Raw genomic sequence first — 25538 nt, 5'->3', positions numbered from 1 at the left:
CTGGACGAAAGAGTGGCGAAGTGCCCGAATCGGGGACGGGACGGGGCGGGGGCGGGGCGGGCTAGCCGAGGACGAGGAGGAGGTCGCCGCCCTCGGACTGGCGCGGGCCTTCGATCAGGAGCCGCGAGACCGTGCCGCCGTTCGGCGACGTGATCGAGGCCTCCATCTTCATCGCCTCGATCGTCGCGACCTGCTGTCCGGGCTCGACCGTGTCGCCGACGGCCACGGAGGGCGTGACCACCCCGTCGAACGGCACCGCGACGTGCAGCGGGTCGGACGGATCAGCCTTCTCCGCAGTCACGACGTCGCTGGCCACTGAACGGTCGCGCACCATGACCGGACGCAGCTGCCCGTTGAGCGTGCACAGCACGTTGCGCAGACCGCGCGCATCGGCGTCGGAGATCGCCTCGAGCCCGAGGATCAGCGTCTTGCCCTCCTCGAGCCTCACCTCGACGTCGGCGTCGGAGCGCAGTCCGTACCAGAACGCGTCGGTCGGCAGCACCGACACGTTGCCGTACTCCCCGCGTGCGTGCTCGAAGTCGCGCGTCGGCCCTGGGAACAGCAGCCGGTTGAGCGTCGGCCGCGGATCCGCCGCGAGCCCCGCGCGGTCCTCCGCGCCCAGCTCGGTCTCGCCGATCTTGACCGTACGGCCTTCGAGCGCGCGGGTACGGAACGGCTCGGGCCATCCGCCGGGCGGGTCGCCGAGCTCGCCGGCGAGGAAGCCGATCACCGAGTCCGGGATGTCGTACGCCTGCGGGTTCTCGGCGAACTCCGCGGGATCGGCGCCGACCGCGACGAGGTGCAGCGCGAGGTCGCCGACGACCTTGGACGACGGCGTGACCTTCACGATGTCGCCGAGGATGTCGTTCGCGGCGGCGTACATGTCCTCGATCTGCTCGAACCGGTCGCCGAGCCCGAGCGCGATCGCCTGCTGCCGCAGGTTGGACAGCTGCCCGCCCGGGATCTCGTGGCGGTAGACGCGCCCGGTCGGCGACGGCAGTCCGGCCTCGAACGGCGCGTACAGCTTGCGGACGGCCTCCCAGTACGGCTCGAGGTCGTTGACGGCGCGCAGCGACAGCCCGGTCGTCCGATCGGTGTGGTCGGTGCTCGCCACCAGCGCGGACATCGGCGGCTGCGAAGTCGTGCCCGACAGCGACGCCGAAGCGGTGTCGACCGCGTCCACACCGGCGTCGATCGCCGCGAGCAGCGTGGCGAGCTGACCGCCGGCGGTGTCGTGGGTGTGCAGGTGGACCGGGAGGTCGAAGCGCGCGCGCAGCGCCGTGACCAGACGCGCGGCCGCGGGAGCGCGCAACAGCCCGGCCATGTCCTTGATCGCGAGCACGTGCGCGCCCGCGTCGACGATCCGCTCGGCGAGCCGCAGGTAGTAGTCGAGCGTGTATATCGGCTCGTCCGGGTTCATCAGATCGCCGGTGTAGCAGAGCGCGACCTCGGCGACGGCCGTCCCGGTCGCGCGCACGGCCTCGATCGCCGGCCGCATCTGCGCGACGTCGTTGAGCGCGTCGAAGATGCGGAACACGTCGATGCCCGTCGCGGCCGCCTCCGTGACGAAAGCGTCGGTGACCTCGGTCGGGTACGGGGTGTAGCCGACCGTGTTGCGGCCGCGCAGCAGCATCTGCAGGCAGACGTTCGGGATCGCCGCGCGCAGCTCGGCGAGCCGCTTCCACGGGTCCTCCTTGAGGAAACGCAGCGCTACGTCGTACGTCGCGCCGCCCCACGCCTCGATCGACCACAGCTGTGGCGTGGACCGCGCGACGACGGGCGCCGCGGCGAGCAGGTCGTACGTGCGCACGCGGGTCGCGAGCAGCGACTGATGGGCGTCGCGGAACGTCGTGTCGGTGACGGCGACCTGCGTCTGCTCGCGCAGCGCCCGCGCGAACGCCTCGGGCCCGACCTCGAGGAGCTGCTGGCGCGTGCCCGAGGGTGCGGCTGCGCCGAGGTCGACGGCGGGCAGCTTCTCGCGCGGGTCGAGCACGTCCGGCGAGATGCCGTGCGGACGGTTGACGGTCACGTCGGCGAGGTAGGCGAGCAGCTTCGTGCCGCGGTCGGCCGACGGCGCGCCCTCGAGGAGCTCGGGGTGCCGGTCGATGAACGACGTCGTGACGCCGCCGGCGACGAACTCCTCGTCGTTCAGCACCGCCTGCAGGAACGTGAGGTTGGTCGTGACGCCACGGATCCGGAACTCGGCGATCGCGCGCCGCGCTCGCTCCACGGCCGCCTCGAAGTCGCGACCGCGACAGGTGAGCTTGGTGAGCAGCGAGTCGAAGTACGCGCCGATCTCAGCCCCCGCGTACGTGGTGCCGCCGTCGAGGCGGACGCCGGCGCCGCCGGGGGAGCGGTACGTGGTGATCCGGCCGGTGTCGGGCCGGAACCCGTTGGCCGGGTCCTCGGTCGTGATCCGGCACTGCATCGCCGCACCTCGTACGGTAATCGCGTCCTGGCGCAGCCCGAGGTCGGCGAGGGTCTCGCCGGACGCGATCCGCAGCTGTGCCTGGACGAGGTCGACGTCGGTCACCTCCTCCGTGACGGTGTGCTCGACCTGGATCCGCGGGTTCATCTCGATGAAGACGTACGACCCGTCGGGCGCCAGCAGGAACTCCACCGTCCCGGCGCAGGTGTAGCCGATCGCGCGCGCGAACGCGACGGCGTCGGCGCACATGCGCGCGCGGATCTCCGGGTCGAGCCGCGGCGCGGGCGCGATCTCGACGACCTTCTGGTGGCGCCTCTGGACCGAGCAGTCGCGTTCGTACAGGTGCACGACGTCGCCGGTCGCGTCCGCGAGGATCTGCACCTCGATGTGGCGCGGGTCGACGACGGCCTGCTCGATGAAGCACGTTGGGTCGCCGAACGCGCCCTCGGCCTCGCGCATCGCGGCCTCCACCGCGTCGCGCAGCTGCGTCGGGTCGTCGACGCGCCGCATCCCGCGGCCTCCGCCGCCGGCGACAGCCTTGACGAACAGCGGGTACGGGAGGGCGTCCGCGGCGGCGACGAGCGTGGCGGCGTCGCGGCTCGGCGGCACCGACGCGAGGACCGGGACGCCCGCCGCGCGGGCAGCCTCGATCGCCCGGGCCTTGTTGCCCGTCAGGCGCAGGACCTCCTCGGACGGCCCGACGAACGTGATGCCGGCCTCGGCGCAGGCGCTCGCGAGCGCGGGGTTCTCGGACAGGAACCCGTAGCCGGGATAGACGGCGTCGGCACCGGCGCGGACGGCGGTGGCGACGATCTCCTCGGGGTCGAGGTAGGCGCGGACCGGATGGCCGACCTCGCCGATCTGATAAGCCTCGTCCGCCTTCAGACGGTGCTCGGAGCCGCGGTCCTCGTACGGGAACACGGCGACGGTGCGCGCGCCGAGCTCGTACGCAGCGCGGAAGGCACGGATCGCGATCTCGCCTCGGTTGGCGACGACGACCTTGCGGAACATGGGGAAACTCCGATCGGGAGCGCGTCAGGTCCGGTCGGTCGCCTCCTTGGTGGGACGACCGGACCTCACCGTAACGGGTGCTGTCCCGGCTTCGCCGCGAAGACCGGCAGCTGGGCATCGAGCAGCAGCTGCTGGGCGACGCTCCCCATGATGAGCTTGCCCACTGCCGACCGGTGGCGGATACCGATGACGAGCAGGTCGGCGTTCTCCTCGGCCGCGGTCTCGAGCACGAGCTCGGCGACACCGGCCCCCACAGGCTGGCGGACATCGTGCTCGCGCAACCCCTCCGACCCGAGCCGGTGCTGGAGCTGCTCGAGGTCGTATCCGGAGACGACGTCGTGGTGCTCGTGGAACTGGGAGTCCTTCGCCACGTTGATCACCACGAGACGTGCGTCGCGGTCGCGCGCCCACGCGATCGCGTGCTCCAACGCAACCTCGCCGTACTCGTCAGGGGTGTAGGCCACAGCGATCGTCATGGGGAGCACGATGGCACAGCGGCGGTGTCGCGTCGCGTCGGCGCGCGGTCAGCGGCGCGTACGGTGCAGCTGCGTGACGAGGTCCGGCTCGAGCGCGCCGTAGCCGGTCGACGCCCAGGGCTCGACGCCCGAGTCGAAGTAGTGCACGGGCCTGCCGTCACGCACGACGTCGAGGATGTCGGGGCGGCGGTGGGCCTTGAGATCGCGTCGGCACTGCGTGCAGAGCGGGACGACCACCTTGCCACTGTCGGTGGTCAGGGGCGTCATGGCGGCGGCGGTGCCGTGGAGCGGATGGAAATAGCAGGGACGCGCCGGAGCGTACGGCCTGCCTGCAGAGGCCGCCTCGAGCGCGTCGCGGCCCCGTCCCACCAGGACCAGCGCGCCGACGACGTCCAGGACGTCGGGGCGCGCGGACTCGCCCCGTACGCGCTTGGCAGCGTCGTAGTGGTCCAGCGCCGCCTGCCACGCCGCGGTGTCGCCGGCGAGGTCCGTCTCGTCGATCGCCTCGCCGAGTGCGAGCAGCTCGCGGTCCGCGCGGGCGATCAGCGCGCTGTCGTGAGCATCGCGGACGCGTTCGACGACCGAGGCAGGGAGGGTGAACGCCTTCGTGCGGTTCGGGATGTCGCCGCGCTCCCTCTTGAAGCGTCGCCACGACAGGGCGAGCCAGACGGCCACGACGACGATCGCGACCGCCAGCGACGCCCCGACGATCACGCCGGTGCTGCCGCCGTCGTCGTACGACGAGGTCGAGGAGGGCGACTGCGAGGACTCGCGCCTGGCGGCGGCCGCCTCCTCGAAAGCCGCGTACCCCTCGGCGACAGTCCCGTCCGCCATCATCTGCGTCGCGGCGACGAGCTGGTCGCCGAGGTTGTCCGGCTCCTTGTGGCCGGCTGCGTAGCCGGCCTGGGAGACGCCGTAGTCGTCGGTGTCGGTGTCCCACGACTTGCCCCCGATGCGGACCTCGCCGAACTTCGTGTCGGTCGCGAGGTAGATCCCGGGCTGCGGGTCATGGTCGTGCAGCGTGGCGACGAGGTCGTCGACGCCGCCGTTGAACTCGTCGTCGTAGTTGAGCGGGTACGCGATGACGAAGACCGGCTCGTCGATCCGCGCGACGTTCGCCTGGATCTGGCTCACGTGCTCCGGCGTGACCTTGGAGGCCAGCGAGGGGTGGACGTACACGCCGGAGTCCGTCAGCGCGGCCCAGATGGCGTCAAGGTCGGCACGCGAGGATTCTGTGGTCATGCGGTGCTCCGGAAGAAGTCGCGCCAGCGTCCTGGCAGGAGGAACGAGGCGCCGCCGAGGGCGCGGACGGTGCCGAGCAGCAGCATGAGTGCCGCGTAGCCGCCGGACACCATGAGCAGACCGGCGGTGAATCCACCGCCGGGACCTCCCCAGTAGTCGAAGCGCTCGAACGGCCTGATCTCGTTGCCGTCGACCGAGTCGACGTAGCGCATCAGCGCGGCCTCGGTCTTGCCCGCCATGTCCGTCTCGGCCATGTCGTCGAGCTGGCCGCCGCGTGTCTTCTCGTCGGCGTACAGGCTCTCGCCGTCCCACACGAGGTACGACCCGTCGACCGCGACGCCGTCGAGGAGATACTCCTGGAGGTCGGCGTCGAGGTAGTAGCCGGCCTGGCCCTTGCCTGCGAGCGCGATGAACGCCGCCGGCTCCGACGCCGCTGCTGCGGCAGCAACGCGTGCCTGCTCCTCGGGCGTGAGGAGGCCCTGCAGCTCCGGAGCGACGTACAGGTGGCTCTCGGTCAGCGCGGCGACGGCGTCCGTCGCCCGATCACCTGGACGCGGCAGGGGTCCGTCGGAGTCGGGGTGCCTGCCCTCGTAGACCTGGACGGCGAGGACGGCAGCGCTCGCTGCCACGGCAGTGACGACGACAGCACCGATCGTGCGCACCCACGTCATCGGCCGGCCCCTGCAGACTCGGCGGTCACGGTAGCCCACAGCTCACCGTCGAGGGCGCCGTAGCCGGAGCGCGCCCACACGGACTTCTCCTCGTAGTACGGCTTGGGTCGGCGCGACGGGTACGCGAACACCAGCGCGTCGGGGAGCTTGCCGTGCTTCGCAGCGTGGGCGCACTGCCGGCATGCCGGGACGACGACGGCGCCCCTCCCAGGGACTTCGAGCGAGGTGTCCGCACGGCCGTGGAGAGGGTTGAAGAAGCAGGTGACATAACGACCGCGGTCGTTCTTGCGACCGTCGCGGTCGAGCTCGTACAGCCCGGAGCGGGCGAGCACGAGCGCTCCGACGGCGTCGCGCAGCTGGCGCCCGTACGCCCGGGGGGCCCGGGGCTCGACGAGCGGATCGAGACCGCGCAGCACGGCCTCGGCAGCCCCGAGATATCCCGTCGCGGTGTCGGCGTACGACGACGAGCGTGCGTTGGCCAGCGCCTCCGCGAGACGCGTGGTCTCGCTGTTCGCTCTCGCGACGAGGTCGGCAAGGTCGAGGTCGGACACGGTCAGCGGAGGAGTCTTCGCCTTTGCCGGGTCGCGGCGCGCGGTCGTCCACAGGAGGGCGCGCAGACCGACGAGCAGGACCCCCAGCCCGGCGACCGTCGCGATGACGGCTCGGCCTCCGGGTGTGGCGGCGTCGTAGTCGCGGGGGAGCGAGTCCGGCCGCACTGCCCACGGCGCGCTCGCGATCTCCCTGAGCGCGGAGTCGTCGATCCCCCAGGGATCTCCGCCCGCCGCGATCGTCGCAACGATCTGGGCCTCGGCGACATCGGCGAGCCCCTTGTCGGAGTCCACCATCGGGTGGGCCTTCTCGAGAGCGTCGTACCGGGCACCGGAGAGCCCGAGAGCGTCGGGCGCCCCCCACGCCTCGAGCGCGAGCACCTCGCTCGGCATCCCGACGATGAAGATGCCGTCTCCGACACGCGAGTGGAGGCGGATCGCGAGATCCTTCGACGCGGCGCTCGCCGAGAGTCCGCCGGGCTTGGTCACCAGGGCCACGTACACCGGGACGTCGGCGTCGGCGATCGCGTCGCTGATCCGTTCCTCCGCGCCCGCAGCGTCGCCGTTGCCGAGGACCTGCTGGACGAGGACCGGGTCCTCCTTCAAGGCTGCAGCGATCTCGTCGACCGTACGGGCGGCATCGCGCGATGACGCAGGCTCTGCGGAGGCGAGGGCGGGGGAGGGGATGAGCACGACGCCGAGCACGAGCACGGCACCCGCCGTCCGCACAGCCTCCCGTGCGACGCGTCGCCGCGCCGCGTCCCCCCGCACCGCGGGTCAGTCCTTGATCTCGACCACGACCGCACCGGCGGAGATGGTCTCGCCCGCAATCGCCACGAGTCCGGTGACGGTGCCGGCCTTGTGGGCGTTGAGGGGCTGCTCCATCTTCATCGCCTCGAGAACGACCACGAGGTCGCCCTCGGCGACGACCTGGCCGTCGGTGACGGCGACCTTGACGATGGTGCCCTGCATGGGCGAGACGAGGGCGTCTCCGCTGGCGGCGGCGCCGGCCTTCTTGGCGGTGCGCTTCGGCTTCTTGGCGGCACCTGCGGCGGCTCCTCCGGGGACGGCGCCGAGCCCTGCGGGCAGGACGACCTCGAGGCGCTTGCCGCCGACCTCGACGACCACCGTCTCGCGCTCGGCCGTCTCGGGCGCCTCCGCGGCGCCACCGGCGTACGGGGCGATGGTGTTGTCGAACTCGGTCTCGATCCAGCTGGTGTAGACGTCGAAGCGCTCGCCGTCACCGAGGTACGCGGGGTCGTCGAGGACGCGGCGGTGGAACGGGATCACGGTCGGCATGCCGTCGACGGCGAACTCGTCGAGCGCGCGGCGCGAGCGCTCGATCGCCTGCTCACGGCTGTTGCCGGTGACGATCAGCTTGGCGATCAGGGAGTCGAACGACCCCGGCACGGTCTCGCCCACGACGTAGCCCGAGTCGACACGGACGCCCGGGCCGGCCGGCGGGTCCCACACGGTCAGCGTGCCCGGGGCAGGAAGGAAGTTGCGTCCGGCGTCCTCGGCGTTGATGCGGAACTCGATGGAGTGCCCGCGGATCTCAGGGTCGTCGTAGCCGAGCTCCTCGCCGGCGGCGATGCGGAACATCTCGCGGACGAGGTCGATGCCGGTGACCTCCTCCGAGACCGGGTGCTCGACCTGCAGGCGGGTGTTGACCTCGAGGAACGAGATAGTGCCGTCGCGCGCCACGAGGAACTCGCACGTGCCGGCACCGACGTAGCCGGCTTCGCGCAGGATCGCCTTGGAGGAGGCATAGAGGCGCTCGATCTGGTCGTCGGTCAGGAATGGCGCGGGCGCCTCCTCGACGAGCTTCTGGTGGCGGCGCTGCAACGAGCAGTCGCGCGTGGAGACGACCACGACGTTGCCGTGGGAGTCGGCGAGGCACTGGGTCTCGACGTGGCGTGGCTGGTCGAGGAACTTCTCGACGAGGCACTCACCGCGCCCGAACGCCGTGACCGCCTCGCGGACGGCGGAGTCGAACTGCTCGGGGATCTCCTCCAGGGTGCGTGCGACCTTGAGCCCTCGCCCACCGCCGCCGAAGACCGCCTTGATCGCGACCGGGAGTCCGTACTCCTTGGCGAAGGCGATGATCTCGTCGGCGTTGGCGACCGGATCCTTGGTGCCCGGGGCCAGGGGGGCTTCGGCCCGCTCGGCGATGTGCTTGGCCTTCGCCTTGTCGCCGAGGGCTTCGATCGCGTGCGGCGGCGGGCCGATCCAGATCAGCCCGGCGTCGATGACGGCCTGCGCGAAGTCGGCGTTCTCGGCGAGGAAGCCGTAGCCGGGGTGGACGGAGTCGGCGCCGGCGCGCCGGGCGACGTCGAGGATCTTGTCGATCGACAGGTAGGTCTCGGCCGGGGTTGCGCCCCCCAGGGCGTACGCCTCGTCAGCGAGCCGGACGAACAACGCGTCACGGTCGGCGTCGGCGTACACCGCGACGCTGCCGATCCCCGCGTCCTTGCAGGCGCGGATGACACGGACCGCGATCTCGCCACGATTGGCGATGAGGACCTTGGTCAGTGGACGGATGCCCTGGGTGTGGGTCACGGAAGCTCCTCATGGTGCCTTGGCTGCCCGTCGAGTCTAGAGCGCCCGCCGCACGCCCCCGGCAGGAGTCCATCCCCGGCTAAGGTGCGGAGCATGAGCGGACCCGACGTGGAGGCGAACCAGCGCGCGCAGGCGGCGTTGTACGGGGAGCCGCTCGGGGTCATCGTCCGGCGCTGCGCGGAGGTGCTCGGGCTGACCCAGGCGAGGGTCGCGGCGGCGCTCGGCATCTCCGCGCCGATGCTGTCGCAGCTGGCCAACGGGCACCGCGTCAAGATCGGCAACCCGGCTGCGGTGTCTCGGCTGCAGGCGATGTACGCCGCGGCACAGGGGGTCGCGTCCGGTCGGGCGACCCGTGAGGAGGCGCTCGCCGGTCTCGCGTCCCAGGAGGGGGTCGCGGTCGTGACCTCGTGGACGACGCCCGAGGCGAGCGCGGTGCGCGCGTTGTTCCGTACGGAGGGCTCCGCGTCGGACTTCGAGGAGGCGGCCGCCCTCGTCGCGGACGCCCAACCGCGGATCGCGGCGCTGCTGCGCAGGTACGGCGCCGATGGGTGAGGTTTTCGCCGGCCGGTACGAGCTCCTGGAGCCGATCGGGTCCGGCGGCATGGGCACGGTCTGGCTGGTCCATGACCGACGTGACGGCGTCCGTCGTGCAGCAAAGATGATCCGGCAGGCCGATGCAGCCCTTCTGCTGCGGTTCGTGCGCGAGCAGAGTGTGCGGATCGACCATCCGCACACCGTGACGCCGCGTGGATGGGCCGGTGCGGACGACACCGTGCTGTTCACGATGGACGTCGTCCGGGGCGGATCGGTGCACGACCTGCTGCGCGACTACGGCAGCCTGCCTCCCGAGTGGGTCGCCTGCCTGCTCGACCAGCTGCTCGACGCCCTCTCGGCTGTCCACGCGGCGGGCGTGGTGCACCGGGACGTGAAGCCCGCGAATCTCCTCCTCGAGCCCACCGGTGCCGGGCGGCCGTACCTGCGTCTCGGTGACTTCGGAGTCGCCGCCCCGGTCCATGAGCCGCGGATGACCGCCCCGGCGGTCGTACTAGGGACGAGAGGCTATCGAGCACCGGAGGTCCTCGTCGGCGCCGAGCCGGACCCCGCGCAGGACCTCTGGGCAGCGGGCGTCGTCCTGGTCCAGATGCTGACCGGCGACCGCCCTCCGGACGGCGCCGGACGCCTGGTCGAGAAGCCGCCGTCCGGTGTCGACCCCGCGCTCTGGAAGGTGGCTGTGGCGCTCACCGCTCCCGATCCCGGAGCCCGACCGGCCTCGGCCGGTGCCGCACGGGCACTGCTGGCCCGTACGGCACTAGTGCCTGCGGGCGACGCGATCCCGGACGACGAGGGTCGCGAGATCGAGGTGCTCGAACACGTCGCTCGCGAGTCCGTCGGTGCGGGGCCTGAGCCGGAGGAGTCCGGCACGCCGCCGCCGGAACCCGTACAGGCTCCGGCGACGACGCGTGGGCGTGCCCCGTTGAGGAGCGCGGGTTATGCCTCGATCGCGCTCGGGATCGTCCTTCTCGCGGTCATGGGCGTGCTGCTGCTCGGCTGAGCCGCCACCAACCAGCCGTCACCAACCGCCGGGACCTGGTCCGTTCCAGGGCTGGTGCGGAGGTGGGGTCGGAGGCGTGGTGGGCTTGGGGCGCCGCGTCAGCAGCACCGCAAGGCCGCCGCCGGCGACCAGCAGCAGACCGGCGAAGCCGACACCGACTGGCAGCCAAGGGAAGTCGTCGCCGTCGTCGCGCGCCGCCGTTGCCGTGAGGTCCCCGTCGTCATCGGTCGACGTCTCGGTGGGTGCCGGACCAGAGTCGTCCGTGTCCGGCGTCAGCAGGCTCGCGTCGTCGGCGTACTCCGGTGCACCTGCGCCTTCCTCGCCGAAGACCTTCACCGTGAGGTCGTACGTGATGACGGCCGAGTCGTTGGCCCGGTTGACGAATCCGACGTCGACGTACCGGTAGCCGGGCAGCGTCGACGCGCTCACCTCGCCCTTCGCCGAGGCGCGGTTGAGGTAGGTGACCGGCACCGTCGTGGCGCCGCGACGCCAGTGCTTGTCGTCCTCGATCCACATGTTCCCGAACGGGATCCCGGCTCGCCAGTCGTCCGGCGGGTTGGGGAACAGCGTCGCCGTGGCGTCGGAACGGGTCGGGCCGACCACGTGGACGTCGAAGCCGCTCCAGGCGCCCGCGCCGTCGTACGCGGGCTTGGTCAGCGTCGCGTCGATCTGCGCCTGGAGGTGCTGACCCCACGCGAGCGGCACGGCGAGCACCTGGCGCTCGCCGGATCGGATGTCGAGGCGGTACGTGCCGGCCTGGATGACCGGCGCATTCGCGATGCTGCTCCCGGGGATGACCTCAGCGGTCGCGGTCCCGGGCTCCATGTGCTCCCACTGCGGGGTCCCCTCCTCGGCGGGGAGCTGCGCGAGCGTCCCCTCGGCCAGCGGCGGCTCCTCGTACACGACGATCTCGACCGGAGCGCCCGCGAGGCTGTCGTCGACGGAGATCTCGATCTTGAGAGTCAGCTCCTCTGCGTCGTCGCAGACCGGCTTCGGTGCCCTCGACCAGCTGTTGACGCTCCCGCTGACGAGGTTCGTGCCGCCGATCGCGCTCTCGAACGCCGTACCCCTGCCGCACGAGGTCGTGCCGTCCGTGCCGGTCAGGTCGAGCACCAGCCCGCTGCCGAGGCTGTCGCCCGGGGTCTGGGTCGTCGCCCCGACGTGGATCGTCGAGCCGGGGATCGTACGGGGGATCTTGTAGAAGGCGACGGTGTCGCGGATCGGGACCTTGTCCAGCCACTGCCCGACTCCGATCTCGGGAGCGTCGAAGGCACTCGCGGTGCCGGTCACGGGTGTGCCGGTGAAGTCGAAGGGGCGGAAGGCGCGAGTGGACGTGACTTCGAGGCGTTCGGTGAGCGACGCGGCGTCGTCGGCGTCGTAGTAGGTGCCGTGCCCGGCGTCGGCGATGCAGCGCAGCTGTTTGCGGGTCTTGGCGTCGACGGACAGACCGACGACGTCGATCTTGAGGTCGATGCCGTCCTTGGACAGGTCGCGGGCGACCTTGCAGGGGTCAGGGTCACAGGTGGACTCGCCGTCGGAGACCAGGACGATGGTGCGCTTGCCGTCGGTGCCGAGGTCCTTGCCGGCCTGCGCGAGGGCGTAGCCGATGGGGGTCTCGCCGAGGGGTTTGTAGTTGCCGACGGCGGTGCTCAGTGCGTCGCGGTTGTCGGTGCCGGGTTCAACGACCTGTTGGGAGTCGGTGCAGGCGCCCTTGCCGGTGTCGATGGTGGCGCCGTAGACGCGCATGCCGACGACGGCTTCGTCGGGGAGGGTGTCGACGACGCGGGTGAGGGCGGTGCGGGCGGCGGTGATCTTGGTGCCTCCGCCCTTGGCGTTCTCGGCCATCGAGCCGGAGGCGTCGAGGACCAGCTGCATCTTCTGCGGCGTCTCGCCGTCGGCGGCTGCCGGCTGCGGGAGGAAGAGCAGCGTCGAGGCGAGAAGGGGTGCCGCTGTGCCCGCGAGGAGACGCAGGGCGCGGGGCGAGGTGGGAGAGAGCACGAGGAGGTTCCTTCCGTTTGCTTTCGCAAACATCTTTATTTGCGATCGCAAACCTGTCAAGTCTTCAGGCGGAGAACACCTTAGGGAGATTCGGTGTCACGAACGGGGGGGTGTGGGTGCGTGCTAGTGTCGAAATACCTGCAGGTGCCGACGATGGGGTGCTGCAGGTTCGCTGCTTCGCAGAGCTTCGTCCACGCCGAGACCCGGGTCGCGGATCGCCGGCGTGATGCTCTCTCCTCATGTGTGGGGTCCGAATCCGACCCGCGGCCGCGGTCCTCTCGTCCGCCACCCGATTGAGCTCGTCGCAGACACATGGGTGGTACGCATGATCTCCTTCATCTGGTCCCCAGGGAACCGACTGCCGGCAGGCACCGGCGGTTCTGAGAACTACACCGTCGGTCAGGTCCGCGAGCTGAACCGCCGCGGCGTGCCCGCGCAGGTGGTCACGATCGGACTCGACGACGCCGATGGTCGGGAAGAGTTCGCCGACCTCCCCTTCCACTCTCTGTCGACCCTCGCCGAGGTCGGGAGTCTCGACGGGACGGTCGTCTTCGTCAACGAGCCGCATGTCGTACGCACGCGCGAACCGGCCTTCCTGATCCTGCACAACCCGCCGCCCCTGCGAGCGCACGAGCGGGCGTTCGCGGTCGACGGCACGCGCGACCTCACCCTCATCGCCACGAGTCAGTACGCCGCTGCCTTGTGGGCGCACTTCCTGGACGTCGACGTGGCGACGATCAGCGTCGTCTATCCGTTTGCGGAGCCGTGCTTCGCAAACGAGCCGCGTCCGGTGAACATGACCGGCAAGACGCGGATCCTCTTCGCAGGCAGGCTCAGTCCCGAGAAGGGCGTCTACACCCTCCTGTCGATGCTCCACATCGACGTCATCGAAGACGACGTGGAGCTCCTGTTCACGGCGACGGCAGCAGGGGCGGACAAGCCGCAGGGGCGGATCATCGAGCAGATGCTCGGCGTCCACCCCGGGATCTCCGTCGTCGCGAGCCGCACCACCCCGGAGACGATGGCCGCGCTGATGGCGGCGCACGACGTCGTGGTGATGCCGTCCAACGGCCAGTACTGGCACGAGACCTTCGGCATCGTCTCCATCGAGGCTCAGCACGCAGGGTGCCGGGTCGTCGCCTCGGACGACGGCGGTCTGCCCGAGACCGACTGTGGGGGAGTGCTGCTCGTCGCCCCCGACGATGCCGAGGCACTCGCGTGGGGCTTGCGCCGCGCGATCGAGAGCGGGGCGCTCCCGGACGCCACGCGGCGAGCCGCGGGAGCGATGTTCACCGTCGCTCAGTCGGTGGATGCGCTTCTCGAGGTGTTCGACCGCCCGAGGCCGATCTCGCCGGCGACGATCGTCCGCGAGCTCGAGAAGCTGATCGCGGCGCCCGCGGTGACCCCGACCCGCGCCGCGCCGGCCATGAACGACGGGACGGCCGGCACGGGTGTACCCGTACGTTAACGACTGTTAACATCAGCGGATGGCGTACAGCACTCTCTCTTCCGAGCACGAGGCCTTCCGCAAGGTCGTCCGTGACTTCGCCCAGGCCGAGATCGCCCCCCACGTCGCCCAGTGGGACCGCGACCACCACTTCCCGGTGGACCTGGTCGCCAGGATGGGGGAGCTGGGGCTCTTCGGGCTCACCGCGCCGGAGGAGTACGGCGGCTCCGGCGGCGACTTCACGAGCCTGTGCGTCGCCATCGAGGAGCTGGGGCGCGTCGATCAGTCGGTCGGCATCACGCTCGAGGCTGCTGTCGGACTCGGTATCAACCCGATCCTCACCTTCGGCACAGAAGAGCAGAAGGCGCAGTGGCTGCCCGACCTCGTCGCCGGACGGACGCTCGCGGGCTTCGGGCTCACCGAGCCGGGCGCAGGGTCTGACGCCGGAGCGACCGCGACCAGGGCCGAGCTCGTCGACGGGGAGTGGGTGATCGACGGTGCCAAGCAGTTCATCACCAACTCCGGTTCCGCGATCACGTCGCTGGTGACCGTGACCGCGCGCACTGGCGTCCGTGACGGCGGTCGTCCGGAGATCTCGACGATCATCGTCCCGTCCGGCACTCCGGGCTTCGTCGCCGAGGCTCCGTACGACAAGCTCGGCTGGCACATCTCCGACACGCACCCGCTCAGCTTCAACGGATGCCGCGTCCCCGCAGAGAACCTCCTCGGCGAGCGCGGCCGCGGCTATGCGCAGTTCCTCGCCACCCTCGACGACGGCCGCATCGCCATCGCTGCGCTCGCGGTCGGCTGCATCGAGGCGTGCCTCGACATGTCCCGCGAGTACGCCCTCGACCGCCAGACGTTCGGCGGCCCGATCGGGCGCAAGCAGGGGGTCGCCTTCCAGATCGCCGACCTGGCCGTCGCCGCACGGGCCGCGCGCGCCCTCACGTACGAGGCGGCCGCGATGAAGGACGCCGGCATCGGCGGGCAGGAGCTCAAGCAGGCCGCGTCCATCGCGAAGCTGTACGCCACCGAGCAGGCCGTGACCGCTACGCGGATCGCGACGCAGGTGTTCGGTGGGTACGGCTTCATGGAGGAGTACCCCGTGGCCCGGTTCTACCGCGACGCCAAGATCCTCGAGATCGGCGAGGGGACGTCCGAGGTGCAGCGCATGCTCATCGCGCGAGGGCTCGGCCTGCCGGTCGAGTAGGGTCGGCGATCATGGCGTACGAGGTGTTCCGCTCCGTCGAGGGCGACTGGGAGCGGGTGCGCGAGCTGCGGCTCCGGGCTCTGAAGGACACGCCGATCGCGTACGGCGAGCGGTACGACGACGCGGTGGTCGCAGGCGAGGAGGACTGGCGTGACCGCGCGGCGCGGAGCGCCTCTCCGGGCAACGTCCAGGTCGTCGCGCGATTCGTCGACGGCGACGACGCCGGTCGCTGGATCGGGTCGATGGCGGGTTTCGTCTCGCCTGGGCTTCCGGCGTACGCGACCGGCGGCGCAGGCACCGACCCGGACGCACCGCCACGGGCCAACCTCGTCGGTGTCTTCGTCGACCCCCAGGTGCGTGGACGCGCCGCGGGTGTGACGGACGCGCTCCTCGATGCCGTCGCCATGTGGGCGCATGACGAGGAGGGTCTCGACCGGCTGTTCCTGCACGTCCACGAGGACAACGTCCGGGCCGCGGCGTACTACCGACGGCGGGGGTTCGTCGCGACCGGGGAGTCCTTCCCGGCCGTCCTGCACGACGGCGTGGAGCAGGAGATGGTGCTCGCCCTGCGGTGAGCGGCACGTCGGTCTCTTCGCGCTGCGGTGTCGCTGCGCGGTAATAGAACGGCGCCGTGACATCATCGCGCCCCTCGCGGCAGACGATCAGGCCCGCGCGTGCGGACGAGGCTGCGGCGCTGATCGCCTTCTGGGCACGGGCAGGGGAGAACGACGCTCGCCCGGCCGACACCGAGGGTGCGATCCGACGGCTCCTGGAGCGAGACGCCGACGCGCTCGTGGTCGCCGAATGCGACGAGCGGATCGTTGGCTCGCTGATCGTCGGATGGGACGGGTGGCGTTTTCATCTCTACCGGTTGGCCGTCGGCCCGGAGGTGCGACGGAGCGGCGTGGCACATCGCTTGATCGCGTACGCAGAGAAGCGTGCGCGGCAGGTAGGTGCTGGCCGGATCGACGCGATGGTGCTCGAGGGCAACGAGCAGGGGGCTGCGTTCTGGGACGCGGCTGGTTTTCGTCCACAGGGCGAGTGGCGGAGATGGATACGCACAGCCCCGTACGAGGGGTAGCCGACGGACCTCGTGCCGCAGTAGAATCATACTTGTGTTCGATCCTGAGGCGATGGACCTGCTGGACGCGGCGCTGGACGCGCTCGCCGACCAGCCCGCGGGTCTGGCCTCGGACGAGCAGACGTGCGAGATGCAGCGTCGGCTGGCGGCGGCGACAGACCGCTTGGGTGGGCTGCAGGCCAAGGTGGTTCGACCAGATGCAGGAGCGACGTTCATACGAGGTGGAGGGCGCCTCGTCGACGGCCGCATGGGCGCGCCGCGAGCTGCGGTGGGACGTGAAGCAGTCGCGCGCGGCGGTCGCGGCAGGACGCACGATGCGGGTCCTGCCGGCAGTCGGTGCGGCGCGTCGGGCGGGAGAGATCCGTGGTGGACACGTGGACGCGTTCACGGTCGCCCTCAAAAAGGCTGATCGAGAGATCGTCGAGGCTGCCGAGGACGTGATGCTCGACGTCGCGCGCGTCTGCGAGCCGGCCGAGCTGACCCGGCAGCTCACGATGCTGGTCGACACGGCTCACCCGGAGGAGCTTGACCGCGCTTATGCCGCGGGCATGGAGAAGCACGACCTGACCATCGCTCGCTGCGGTGAGGGCTTCCACGTCAACGGGTTCCTCGACGCCGTCGCCGGCACGCGACTCAAGACGTGGCTGACGGCAGCATCGGCGCCACGTGGATCCGACGACCCCCGCACGCCTGCGCAGCGCCGGGTCGACGCGATCGGGGACCTCGCTGCGTCCGCGCTCGAGCACGGCCTGCCGGCCGATCGTAGGGTTCGACCACAGGTCGGGGTGATGGTCGAGGCGTCGTGGCTCGCCGGACAGCCCGCTGCCGAGCCGCCCGTCCTCGCGGGGTGGGGGCCTGTCGGACCCAAGCTGTTCGACTATCTGAGCTGCGACGCCGATCGCACCGACTTCCTTGTCGCCGGCGACACGACCGGCCCGACCCCACAGGCCGACGTCCTCAATGTCGGGCGCACCCACCGGCTGGCGACCTACAAGCAGCGGCAGGCGGTTCACGCGAGGCAGGGCTGGGTCTGTGCCAACCCGGGTTGCGGGGGCACTCACCTGGAGCTGCACCACGTGGCGTGGTGGGATCGTGACGGCGGCCGGACCGATCTCGACAACCTCGTCGGGCTGTGCCCCCGGTGCCACCAGCTGATCCACCTCGGCAAGCTCTGGGTGGCGCCTGACGGCGAGCGAGGGTTTGTCTTCAGCCGCCGCAAGGGCGCGAGGATCCTCGAGATCGAGGATCGTCATCGCGTGCAGCGCCAACGGTTGAGCGATCGCCTGCGCGAGTTTCGCACGCCGCAGGGCTCAGGGGTCCACGAGCGCGCTCGGACTCGTGACCACGCGAGGACCTCCACGCTCCACCGACCGCGACCCGATCGTCGCTCGCCGGTGGAGACGCACCTCGATCGGCTCCTGCACCTGCGGAGCTGAGCCGGACGCCGCCAGCTCAGACGAGCGTCATCACCACAGGTCGGTCCACCGGACACCGAGTCCGGCCAGCATCGTGCGCAGCAGTGGGAGCGAGAGGCCGACCACGTTGTGGTGGTCGCCCTCGATCCTCTCCACGAACGCGCCGCCGAGCCCGTCCACGGTGAACGCGCCCGCCACGTGCAGCGGCTCTCCGGTCGCGACGTACGCCTCGATCTCGGCGTCATCGAGGTCGGCGAAGTGCACCGTCGTTGCTGCGTCGTCGGAGACTTCCCGCTCGCCGAGACGTACGCAGTGTCCGGTGTGGAGCACCCCTGTGCGTCCGCGCATCATCCGCCATCGTTCGATCGCCGTCTGAGCGTCGGCGGGCTTGCCGAGGACCTCGCCGTCGAAGGCGAGCACCGAGTCGCAGCCGACCACCAACGTGTCGTCGGGACTGTTCAGCCGGTGGGCGACCGCCCGGCACTTCAGTCGCGCGAGCTCCGTCGCCACCACCACCGGATCGTCCGACACGATGACCGACTCGTCGACACCGGAGACGATGACCTCTGGTTCGAGCCCAGCACTCCTCAGCGTGGCCAGACGAGCGGGGGACTGGGAGGCGAGGACGAGGCGGGGTCGAGTCACGCGAGCCAGCGTACGGCGGCCGTCACCGGTAGGGATGCGGATGGTCCGGGCCTGTGTGCTCGAGCTCGAACCGACCGTCGGCGCGCAACGCCTCGATCAGGGCGGAGGTCCCGCCGACGCCGACCCACCGGATGTCCCGTTGGCTGCCGTCGCCGTCGACGTCGGAGGCGACGCACCATGCGTGGTCGGCCGGCCAGAACAGGTGCGGCCCGCCGATACCGCCGTGCCCGGGGTCGTCTCCCCATTGGCCGATCTCGCCCAGTGCGCCCCCGAACATCAGATAGCAGCGCTCCCCGAACATGCCGAGGGTCACCCGTGGCATCCGCGTGACCGCAGGTGGGAAGGCATCAGGGAATCCCTGGGCTCCCGACCCTTCGAGCCCGCCGCCTTCCCACAGGCAGAAGTACGCCTCGGCGGCCGACGTCGTGTGCAGGGCGAGCACCTCGACGAGCGCGGCCCGCACGTCCTCGTCGTCGAGGTCGCCGCCCTCCGCGCCCTGCGCCGTGCGACCGCGACCGACCAGCCGCACGTACGAGGCGAAGCCTGGCGGTCCGTACGAGGCGAGGTCGAACCAGTGGGCGCCCGACGACACGAGCCAGTCGGCGGCACCGACGTCGGCGAGCGGACGAAGGGTCACGCCTTCGGTTCTAGCGCGAGAACGCCGACCTGCGCCACCCGTCGTGCCCATGCGTGTGCGTCGGGCGCGTGGCGCGGGCGGGGTCTCCCCATGCCGAGCGGCGCGCCGCGGGCGCTGCGGCGACCGCCGCTCCACGCGCCGCGACGACCGCGATGAGGGCAGCGAGCTCCTCGGGGGTGGGGTCGCCCTTGACGACGCGGAGGAGAGGAGTGGTCTCGACAGGCTCGACCGACGAGGTTGCGGTCTCGACAGGCTCGACCGACGAGGTGCTCACAGCGGGATGTTCCCGTGCTTCTTGGGTGGGAGCGTCTCGCGCTTGCTGCGCAGCAGGCGCAGCGCACGGACGATCTCGGTGCGGGTCTCGTGGGGCTGGATGACGGTGTCGATGTAGCCGCGCTCTGCCGCGATGTAGGGGTTGGCGAGCGTCTGCTCGTACGCGTCGATCAGCTCCGCCCGCGTCGCCTCGGGATCGTCCGCGGCAGCAAGGGTCTTACGGTGCAGGATGTTGACCGCGCCCTGGGCGCCCATGACCGCGATCTGCGCCGTCGGCCAGGCGATGTTGAGGTCGGCGCCGAGGTGCTTGGAGCCCATGACGTCGTACGCGCCGCCGTACGCCTTGCGGGTGATGACGGTGACCAGCGGGACGGTGGCCTCGGCATAGGCATAGATCAGCTTGGCGCCGCGGCGGATGATGCCGTTCCACTCCTGGTCGGTGCCTGGCAGGAAGCCCGGCACGTCGACGAAGGTCAGCACGGGCACGTTGAACGCGTCGCAGGTACGGACGAAGCGTGCGGCCTTCTCAGAGGCGTCGATGTCGAGGGTGCCGGCGAACTGCATCGGCTGGTTGGCCACGACGCCGACCGAGCGGCCCTCGACGCGGCCGAAGCCGATGAGGATGTTCGGCGCGAACAGCGGCTGCACCTCGAGGAACTCCCCGTCGTCGAGCACGGACTCGATGACGGTGTGCATATCGTACGGCTGGTTGGGGGAGTCCGGGATCAGCGTGTCGAGCGAGCGGTCCTCGTCGGAGATGTCGAGGTCCGCCTCCTCGACGTGGACCGGAGCGTCCTCCATGTTGTTCTGGGGGAGGTAGGACAGCAGCGCCTTGACGTACTCGATCGCGTCTTCTTCGTCGGCGCCCATGTAGTGGGCGTTGCCCGACTTGGTGTTGTGCGTGCGCGCGCCGCCGAGCTCCTCCATCGTCACGTCCTCGCCGGTGACGGTCTTGATCACGTCGGGGCCGGTGATGAACATGTTGGAGGTGCCGTCAACCATCACGGTGAAGTCGGTGACCGCGGGGGAGTAGACGTGACCGCCCGCGCACGAGCCCATGATCAGGCTGATCTGCGGGATCACACCGGAGGCGTGGACGTTGCGGCGGAAGATCTCGCCATACAGACCGAGCGAGACCACACCCTCCTGGATGCGGGCGCCGGCGCCCTCGTTGATCCCGACGATCGGGGAGCCGGTCTTGATCGCCAGATCCATGATCTTGGTGATCTTCTCCCCGTAGACCTCGCCCAGCGATCCGCCGAACACGGTGAAGTCCTGGCTGAAGACGCAGACCTGACGGCCGTCGACCGTGCCATAGCCGGTGATCACGCCGTCGCCGTACGGGCGGTTCTTCTCCAGCCCGAACGCTGTCGACCGGTGCCGCGCCAGCTCGTCGATCTCGACGAAGGAGCCCTCGTCGAAGAGCATCTCGATCCGCTCGCGCGCGGTCTGACGGCCCTTCGCATGCTGCTTCTCGACGGCCTTCGCCGATCCCGCGTGCACCGCCTCGTCGAGGCGACGGTCGAGATCGGCCAGCTTGCCGGCCGTCGTGTGCGTGTCGATCTGACCCGGCTCGGGTACCACTGCTTCGCTCACGGGGTCAGGGTAGCCGCCGGGCGTCGCCGGTCCGCCGAAGGGCGCGGATCGTGGGACAGTGGCCCCATGAGCGACTTGCCACTCGACTCTCCTCTCGTCCGACGCCCCCTCGATGCCGCGGGGCTCGAGCAGGCCCTGATCACCCTGCGGTCCTGGTGGCAGGACGTCCGCGTCGTGCCCGAGACCGCGAGCACCAACGCCGACCTCGCCGCGCTCGCGCGGGCCGGCGCGCCTGAGGGCACGCTGCTCACGACGGACCACCAGACCGCGGGTCGTGGTCGGCTCGACCGCAAATGGGAGATGCCGCCGTACTCGGCCGTCGCGGTGTCGATCCTCGTCCACCCGCGCGTCGAAGGGCACCGCTGGACGTGGCTGCCGCTGCTGGCCGGACTCGCTGCGGTCGCCGCCGCACGTCAGGCGGGGGTGATCGCGGAGCTGAAGTGGCCCAACGACGTCATCGTCGAGGACCGCAAGCTCGGTGGGCTGCTTGTCGAACGCGTCGACACCCCGAGTGGTCCCGCCGCCGTGGTCGGCTGCGGCATCAACGTCTCGGTGACGCCTGAGGAGATCGGCGTCCCCAACGCCACGTCCCTCACCCACGAGGGATCGCCGACGGCGGAGCGGACGGGGCTGGTGAGCGAGTACGCGAAGGCGTTCGAGGCGCTGTACGACGGGTGGACCAAAGCCGGCGGTGACCCCGAGGCCGGACTGCGCGCCGCGTACGAGAACGTCAGCGCGACGCTCGGGCGCGAGGTGTCCGTGCTCTACCCCGACGGCACCACGCTCGAGGGCACCGCGGTGGGGCTCGACGAGAGCGGGCGGCTCCAGGTCAGCCACGACGGCGAGGTCACGGCAGTCAGCGCCGGAGACATCACCCATCTGCGCACCCCGGCATGACACGATGACCCCGTGGGTGTCTCAAAGAAGCTGCTGATCGAGGGTGAGCACGAGATCCTGACGGTCCGTACGCACGTCAAAGCGCTGTTCGGCGCCTTCCTGGTGCTCGTGGTCGTTGCCGGCGCGGGCGGGTTCGGGGCCGCCGTGACCGACGGCGTCGTGCGTACGGGGGTGCTCGTCGTCGCGCTGATCGTGATCGTCGTCTGGGCTGTGCTGCCGTTCCTGCGGTGGTTCACCTGGACCTACACGATCACCAACCGCCGTCTGATCGAGCAGAAGGGCATCCTGACCCGCACGGGCCGGATCATCCCGCTCAACCGGATCAACGACGTCTCGTACGAGAAGCACCTCAGCGACCGCATCCTCGGCTGCGGCACGCTGATCGTCCACGACGCGAGCGAGCAGGCCGGGCTCCGCATCCGGGATGTCCCGCGCGTCGAGGACGTCCACCGCGAGCTGACCTCGCTCGTCTTCGCCGCGCACCATCCGACCACCATGAGCGACGAGCAGATCTGACGTGGCAGACGACCTGGCCCGCGCCATCCTCGGTGCGGAACCCACCTTCACCAGCGACGAGATCGCGGCCGCCGCGGGGCTGTCGTACGAGGAGACGCGCCGGCTGTGGCGGGCCCTCGGGTTCCCCGACTCCGCAGGCACGAAGGCGTTCGTCCCCGCCGACCTCGACGCGCTGCAGACGGTGCGCGCGATCGTCGGCACGGGCGTCATCGACGAGGACACAGTCGTCCGCCTCACGCGTGCGCTCGGCTCGACCATGTCGCGTCTGGCCGACTGGCAGGTCTCGACGATCGCCGAGGTGCTCGAGCGACGGACCGGCTCCGGTGAACTCGAACGTGTGGCGTGGTCGACCTCGGGTCGCGCTGTCGCGGAGGCGATGGGCCCGGTCTTCGAGCGGCTGCTCGTCTACGCGTGGCGCCGTCACCTCGCCGCGTCGGCCAGCCGCGCAGAGGCGTTGGCCGCGGACGAGGAGGACGTCCTCCGCATGGTGGTGACGGTCGGGTTCGCTGATCTCGTCGCGTTCACCAAGCTGTCCAACGGCCTCGACGACGACGGCCTCGCCGACCTCGTCGAGGAGTTCGAGAGCCGGTGCATCGACATCATCACCGAGGGTGGCGGGCGTCCGATCAAGACGCTCGGTGATGCGGTGCTGTTCGTGGCCGAGACCCCGGAGCTCGCGGCCGACATCGCCTTCGCCGTCGTCGCGGAGATCGGTGGAGACCGAGACCTGCCCGACGTGAGGGTCGGCCTGGGGACGGGGCCGGTCATCTCCCGTCTCGGCGACGTCTATGGCCCGCCGGTCAACCTGGCCTCACGCCTGACCGCGGTGGCCCGACGCAACCGCGTGATCATCGATCGCGCGACCGCTGACGGCCTCAGCGACCGGTTCGAGACTCGGGCGATGGCGCAACGTCATCTGCGTGGCTTCGGCACGATGGAGCCGTTGACCGTACGCCACCGCTGGTCCTACAACGGTTGACGAGTCATTCCGCGGGTGCTCGCGAGTCACTCTCGGGGAACACGAAGGTCCGGTACGCCCAGAACCGGAACAGCGTGCCCAGCCCCAGGCCCACGACGTTCGCCGAGATGTTGTCGGCGAGGGCGCTGTCGAACCCGAGCACGTAGTGGGAGAACGCGAGGCACCCCACCGCGATGAGCATCCCGATGCCGTTCATCACGACGAACAGCGCGACCTCGCGGTGTGCGGTGTGCCGGCCGCGCCCGCGCCATGTCCACTGCCGGTTGCCGAAGTAGGTCACGCACATGGCCACGGCCACCGAGATGACCTTGGCCGTCAGCGGCTTGTGCTCCAGAAGTCCGGGATCACCCGCGTACCGGAGCAGGTTGAACACCACCACATCGGTGACGTATCCAGCCAGGCCCACGATCCCGAAGGCGCCGACCTCGCGGACCCGCTCCTTGGCACGCCCCGCCGTCGTCGTCATCACCCGAGCCTACGTGGACAGGGAGAAGGCGCCGGACCGTCCACGCGCTCCGGCGCCCGCGTCCCCTCCGGGCTCAGCCCTTGCAGCCGTAGCCGCCCGTTAGCATGAGGCCCGTGGACAGCCCCATCGACAGCCCTGTGCTCGCGATCGTCGGAGGCGGGCAGCTGGCCCGGATGATGGAGCAGGCCGCCGTGTCGCTCGCGGTCCCCGTGAGCCTGCTCGCCGAGGCGCCTGGCGTGAGCGCCGCCCAGGTGAACCCGAGGACCACCGTCGGCGACTACCGCGACCTCGAGACGCTCCGTACGGTCGCGGCCGAGTGCGCGGTCGTCACCTTCGACCACGAGCACGTCCCACCGGAGCACCTGCGCACGCTCGACGCGGAGGGTCACGCCTGCAGGCCGGGCCCGCACGCGCTGCTGTACGCCCAGGACAAGCGCGAGATGCGCGAGCGTCTCGCCGCGCTCGGCGTCCCATGCCCCCGGTGGGCGCCTGTGGCCGATGCTGCCGACCTGGAGCGGTTCGCCGCCGCCGGCGACGGCTTCCCCGTGGTCGTGAAGACGACCCGTGGCGGCTACGACGGCAAGGGCGTCTGGGTGGTCGATGACGCTGCTGCTGCCGCCGAGGCCTTCGCCGCGGGCGTGCCGCTGATCGCCGAGGAGAAGATCGACTTCCGCCGAGAGCTCTCCGCGCTCGTCGCGCGCTCGGTGTCAGGCCAGGTCGCGGCGTACCCGGTCGTGGAGTCCCGCCAGGAGAACGGCGTCTGCCGCGAGGTGATCGCACCGGCGCCCGGCCTCGCCCCAGAGCTCGCCGCCGAGGCCGAGATGCTGGCGATGAAGGTCGCCGCCGCGCTCGACGTCGTCGGGATCCTCGCGGTCGAGCTGTTCGAGACCACCGACGGGCGCATCCTCGTCAACGAGCTGGCGATGCGTCCCCACAACACCGGGCACTGGACGATGGACGGCGCCGTCACGAGCCAGTTCGAAAACCACCTCCGGGCCGTGCTCGATCTGCCACTCGGGTCGCCGCGTGCGCGTGCCCCGTACACCGTGATGGTCAACATCCTCGGCGGCGAGGTCGGACGCCTGTACGACGGATACGCGCACGTGATGGCGCGGGACCCCGACCTCAAGGTGCACCTGTACGGCAAGGCCGTGAAGCCCGGCCGCAAGGTCGGGCACGTGAATGCGTACGGCGACGACCTCGACGACCTGCTCGAGCGTGCGCGTCACGCCGCGGCGTGGTTCGAGGGACGGCTGGACGACGAGATCGAGGACGAGGCTCAGGAGGCCCCGCGTGACTGAGACACCGAAGGTCGGCATCGTGATGGGGTCGGACTCCGACTGGCCGACGATGAAGGCAGCGGCGGAGGCGCTCGAGGAGTTCGGCGTCTCGTACGAGGCCGACGTCGTGTCGGCGCACCGCATGCCCGACGAGATGCTCGCGTACGGTCGCGAGGCGCATGCCCGCGGCGTGCAGGTGATCATCGCCGGAGCCGGGGGAGCGGCGCACCTGCCTGGCATGCTCGCGGCGGTGACCCCGCTCCCCGTGATCGGTGTCCCGGTCGCCCTGAAGTATCTCGACGGGATGGACTCGCTGCTCTCGATCGTGCAGATGCCTGCCGGCGTCCCGGTCGCGACCGTCGCGATCGGCAACGCCCGCAACGCCGGCCTCCTCGCGGTCCGGATCCTCGCGGCCTGCGACCCGGCGCTGAGTGAGGCGATGGTGGCGTTCCAGGAGCGCCTCGCCGACGCCGCCCGGGCGAAGGGTGCAGTCGTACGAAAGGCGCGCGGCGACTCGGCTACGTAAACCGTAGTTTCACGATCCGTTGCACACGTGAGGTGCGTCACAGTACAGTCCTGGTGACGCCCGTTCCTCCTGCGTCTGGCCGCCG

Annotated in this window: 24 protein-coding genes; 12 read left to right on the top strand and 12 right to left on the bottom strand. The window is 70.7% G+C overall.

Annotation, left to right across the window (positions count from 1 at the left end; genetic code table 11):
* Nucleotides 1–61: 61 nt before the first annotated feature.
* The 6 genes from H4N58_RS15725 to H4N58_RS15700 all read right to left on the bottom strand — a co-directional run bounded on the left by H4N58_RS15725 (nucleotide 62) and on the right by H4N58_RS15700 (nucleotide 8935).
* Complete coding sequence (locus H4N58_RS15725) at nucleotides 62–3439, bottom strand: pyruvate carboxylase (protein ID WP_167251694.1); 3378 nt, start codon at nucleotides 3437–3439, stop codon at nucleotides 62–64.
* A gap of 65 nt (nucleotides 3440–3504) precedes the next feature.
* A complete protein-coding gene (locus tag H4N58_RS15720) occupies nucleotides 3505–3915 on the bottom strand; it encodes a universal stress protein (RefSeq protein WP_167005269.1) in 411 nt (136 codons plus the stop codon).
* A 48-nt stretch (nucleotides 3916–3963) separates the two neighbouring features.
* Nucleotides 3964–5157 (bottom strand): hypothetical protein, encoded by a 1194-nt coding sequence (locus tag H4N58_RS15715; RefSeq protein WP_167251695.1) that lies wholly within the window; start codon nucleotides 5155–5157, stop codon nucleotides 3964–3966.
* Nucleotides 5154–5828, bottom strand: a complete 675-nt coding sequence (locus H4N58_RS15710; protein WP_167251696.1) for a hypothetical protein — start codon at nucleotides 5826–5828, stop codon at nucleotides 5154–5156. The genes H4N58_RS15715 and H4N58_RS15710 overlap by 4 nt, the downstream gene beginning before the upstream one ends.
* Nucleotides 5825–7147: a hypothetical protein gene (locus H4N58_RS15705; RefSeq protein WP_167251697.1), complete on the bottom strand. Its 1323-nt coding sequence runs from the start codon at nucleotides 7145–7147 to the stop codon at nucleotides 5825–5827. The genes H4N58_RS15710 and H4N58_RS15705 overlap by 4 nt, the downstream gene beginning before the upstream one ends.
* Before the next feature lie 6 nt (nucleotides 7148–7153).
* On the bottom strand, nucleotides 7154–8935 hold the full coding sequence (locus tag H4N58_RS15700; protein ID WP_243843021.1) for a biotin carboxylase N-terminal domain-containing protein: 1782 nt from the start codon (nucleotides 8933–8935) through the stop codon (nucleotides 7154–7156).
* A 93-nt stretch (nucleotides 8936–9028) separates the two neighbouring features.
* Here H4N58_RS15700 and H4N58_RS15695 point away from each other — a divergent pair, with 93 nt between their 5' ends.
* Together H4N58_RS15695 and H4N58_RS15690 are read left to right on the top strand one after the other, a co-directional pair.
* The gene (locus tag H4N58_RS15695; protein ID WP_167005257.1) at nucleotides 9029–9487 is read left to right on the top strand and encodes a helix-turn-helix transcriptional regulator; all 459 of its coding nucleotides are present in this window, start codon (nucleotides 9029–9031) and stop codon (nucleotides 9485–9487) included.
* Nucleotides 9480–10487, top strand: coding sequence for a serine/threonine-protein kinase (locus H4N58_RS15690; protein ID WP_167005254.1), 1008 nt, complete (start codon nucleotides 9480–9482; stop codon nucleotides 10485–10487). Before H4N58_RS15695 ends, H4N58_RS15690 begins: the two co-directional genes overlap by 8 nt.
* A gap of 18 nt (nucleotides 10488–10505) precedes the next feature.
* Here H4N58_RS15690 and H4N58_RS15685 read toward each other — a convergent pair whose 3' ends face one another.
* Nucleotides 10506–12485 (bottom strand): VWA domain-containing protein, encoded by a 1980-nt coding sequence (locus H4N58_RS15685; RefSeq protein ID WP_167251698.1) that lies wholly within the window; start codon nucleotides 12483–12485, stop codon nucleotides 10506–10508.
* A 325-nt stretch (nucleotides 12486–12810) separates the two neighbouring features.
* Between H4N58_RS15685 and H4N58_RS15680 the strand changes: the two genes are divergently transcribed.
* From H4N58_RS15680 to H4N58_RS15660, 5 genes are all read left to right on the top strand, one after another.
* Nucleotides 12811–13953, top strand: a complete 1143-nt coding sequence (locus H4N58_RS15680) for a glycosyltransferase family 4 protein (protein ID WP_167005249.1) — start codon at nucleotides 12811–12813, stop codon at nucleotides 13951–13953.
* A 19-nt stretch (nucleotides 13954–13972) separates the two neighbouring features.
* Nucleotides 13973–15142 carry an acyl-CoA dehydrogenase family protein gene (locus H4N58_RS15675; protein ID WP_167005246.1) on the top strand — a complete coding sequence of 390 codons (1170 nt, stop codon included), beginning with the start codon at nucleotides 13973–13975 and terminating at the stop codon, nucleotides 15140–15142.
* An 11-nt stretch (nucleotides 15143–15153) separates the two neighbouring features.
* Nucleotides 15154–15717, top strand: coding sequence for a GNAT family N-acetyltransferase (locus H4N58_RS15670; protein ID WP_167005243.1), 564 nt, complete (start codon nucleotides 15154–15156; stop codon nucleotides 15715–15717).
* A gap of 56 nt (nucleotides 15718–15773) precedes the next feature.
* Entirely contained in the window at nucleotides 15774–16223 is a 450-nt protein-coding gene (locus H4N58_RS15665; protein WP_167251699.1) for a GNAT family N-acetyltransferase, read from the top strand.
* A 197-nt stretch (nucleotides 16224–16420) separates the two neighbouring features.
* A complete protein-coding gene (locus H4N58_RS15660) occupies nucleotides 16421–17659 on the top strand; it encodes an HNH endonuclease signature motif containing protein (protein WP_167251700.1) in 1239 nt (412 codons plus the stop codon).
* 30 nt (nucleotides 17660–17689) lie between these two features.
* On the opposite strand, the gene H4N58_RS15655 is transcribed toward H4N58_RS15660, so the two are convergent.
* Genes H4N58_RS15655 through H4N58_RS15640 form a run of 4 tightly spaced genes read right to left on the bottom strand, consistent with a single transcriptional unit; the run spans nucleotide 17690 to nucleotide 20789 of the window.
* Nucleotides 17690–18283 carry a nucleoside triphosphate pyrophosphatase gene (locus H4N58_RS15655; protein WP_167005233.1) on the bottom strand — a complete coding sequence of 198 codons (594 nt, stop codon included), beginning with the start codon at nucleotides 18281–18283 and terminating at the stop codon, nucleotides 17690–17692.
* Between the two features lie 22 nt (nucleotides 18284–18305).
* Complete coding sequence (locus tag H4N58_RS15650) at nucleotides 18306–18920, bottom strand: hypothetical protein (RefSeq protein ID WP_167005230.1); 615 nt, start codon at nucleotides 18918–18920, stop codon at nucleotides 18306–18308.
* A gap of 10 nt (nucleotides 18921–18930) precedes the next feature.
* Nucleotides 18931–19194, bottom strand: coding sequence for an acyl-CoA carboxylase subunit epsilon (locus H4N58_RS15645; RefSeq protein WP_167005227.1), 264 nt, complete (start codon nucleotides 19192–19194; stop codon nucleotides 18931–18933).
* A complete protein-coding gene (locus H4N58_RS15640; protein WP_243843020.1) occupies nucleotides 19191–20789 on the bottom strand; it encodes an acyl-CoA carboxylase subunit beta in 1599 nt (532 codons plus the stop codon). The genes H4N58_RS15645 and H4N58_RS15640 overlap by 4 nt, the downstream gene beginning before the upstream one ends.
* Before the next feature lie 66 nt (nucleotides 20790–20855).
* Here H4N58_RS15640 and H4N58_RS15635 point away from each other — a divergent pair, with 66 nt between their 5' ends.
* Genes H4N58_RS15635 through H4N58_RS15625 form a run of 3 tightly spaced genes read left to right on the top strand, consistent with a single transcriptional unit; the run spans nucleotide 20856 to nucleotide 23181 of the window.
* Nucleotides 20856–21686 (top strand): biotin--[acetyl-CoA-carboxylase] ligase, encoded by an 831-nt coding sequence (locus H4N58_RS15635; protein ID WP_167251701.1) that lies wholly within the window; start codon nucleotides 20856–20858, stop codon nucleotides 21684–21686.
* Nucleotides 21687–21698: 12 nt separating this feature from the next.
* The gene (locus tag H4N58_RS15630) at nucleotides 21699–22202 is read left to right on the top strand and encodes a PH domain-containing protein (protein WP_167251702.1); all 504 of its coding nucleotides are present in this window, start codon (nucleotides 21699–21701) and stop codon (nucleotides 22200–22202) included.
* Between the two features lies 1 nt (nucleotide 22203).
* Entirely contained in the window at nucleotides 22204–23181 is a 978-nt protein-coding gene (locus tag H4N58_RS15625) for an adenylate/guanylate cyclase domain-containing protein (RefSeq protein WP_167005219.1), read from the top strand.
* Between the two features lie 4 nt (nucleotides 23182–23185).
* On the opposite strand, the gene H4N58_RS15620 is transcribed toward H4N58_RS15625, so the two are convergent.
* Nucleotides 23186–23647, bottom strand: a complete 462-nt coding sequence (locus tag H4N58_RS15620) for a GtrA family protein (protein WP_167005216.1) — start codon at nucleotides 23645–23647, stop codon at nucleotides 23186–23188.
* A 104-nt stretch (nucleotides 23648–23751) separates the two neighbouring features.
* Between H4N58_RS15620 and H4N58_RS15615 the strand changes: the two genes are divergently transcribed.
* Nucleotides 23752–24948 carry a 5-(carboxyamino)imidazole ribonucleotide synthase gene (locus H4N58_RS15615; RefSeq protein ID WP_167251703.1) on the top strand — a complete coding sequence of 399 codons (1197 nt, stop codon included), beginning with the start codon at nucleotides 23752–23754 and terminating at the stop codon, nucleotides 24946–24948.
* Entirely contained in the window at nucleotides 24830–25453 is a 624-nt protein-coding gene (gene purE, locus H4N58_RS15610) for a 5-(carboxyamino)imidazole ribonucleotide mutase (protein WP_167005210.1), read from the top strand. The genes H4N58_RS15615 and purE overlap by 119 nt, the downstream gene beginning before the upstream one ends.
* The last annotated feature ends 85 nt before the right edge of the window (nucleotides 25454–25538 follow it).

This window comes from Mumia sp. ZJ1417, from assembly GCF_014127285.1.
Classification (GTDB): Bacteria; Actinomycetota; Actinomycetes; order Propionibacteriales; family Nocardioidaceae; genus Mumia.
Note: the sequence above shows the minus strand (reverse complement) of the source record. Positions and strands in the feature narration are given on the sequence as shown.

Coding starts and splice junctions, on each gene's coding strand:
- H4N58_RS15725 (WP_167251694.1), bottom strand. CDS start 3,439: ATGTTCCGCAAGGTCGTCGTCGCCAACCGAGGCGAGATCGCGATCCGT.
- H4N58_RS15720 (WP_167005269.1), bottom strand. CDS start 3,915: ATGACGATCGCTGTGGCCTACACCCCTGACGAGTACGGCGAGGTTGCG.
- H4N58_RS15715 (WP_167251695.1), bottom strand. CDS start 5,157: ATGACCACAGAATCCTCGCGTGCCGACCTTGACGCCATCTGGGCCGCG.
- H4N58_RS15710 (WP_167251696.1), bottom strand. CDS start 5,828: ATGACGTGGGTGCGCACGATCGGTGCTGTCGTCGTCACTGCCGTGGCA.
- H4N58_RS15695 (WP_167005257.1), top strand. CDS start 9,029: ATGAGCGGACCCGACGTGGAGGCGAACCAGCGCGCGCAGGCGGCGTTG.
- H4N58_RS15690 (WP_167005254.1), top strand. CDS start 9,480: ATGGGTGAGGTTTTCGCCGGCCGGTACGAGCTCCTGGAGCCGATCGGG.
- H4N58_RS15680 (WP_167005249.1), top strand. CDS start 12,811: ATGATCTCCTTCATCTGGTCCCCAGGGAACCGACTGCCGGCAGGCACC.
- H4N58_RS15675 (WP_167005246.1), top strand. CDS start 13,973: ATGGCGTACAGCACTCTCTCTTCCGAGCACGAGGCCTTCCGCAAGGTC.
- H4N58_RS15670 (WP_167005243.1), top strand. CDS start 15,154: ATGGCGTACGAGGTGTTCCGCTCCGTCGAGGGCGACTGGGAGCGGGTG.
- H4N58_RS15660 (WP_167251700.1), top strand. CDS start 16,421: ATGCAGGAGCGACGTTCATACGAGGTGGAGGGCGCCTCGTCGACGGCC.
- H4N58_RS15635 (WP_167251701.1), top strand. CDS start 20,856: ATGAGCGACTTGCCACTCGACTCTCCTCTCGTCCGACGCCCCCTCGAT.
- H4N58_RS15620 (WP_167005216.1), bottom strand. CDS start 23,647: ATGACGACGACGGCGGGGCGTGCCAAGGAGCGGGTCCGCGAGGTCGGC.
- H4N58_RS15615 (WP_167251703.1), top strand. CDS start 23,752: ATGAGGCCCGTGGACAGCCCCATCGACAGCCCTGTGCTCGCGATCGTC.
- purE (WP_167005210.1), top strand. CDS start 24,830: ATGCGTACGGCGACGACCTCGACGACCTGCTCGAGCGTGCGCGTCACG.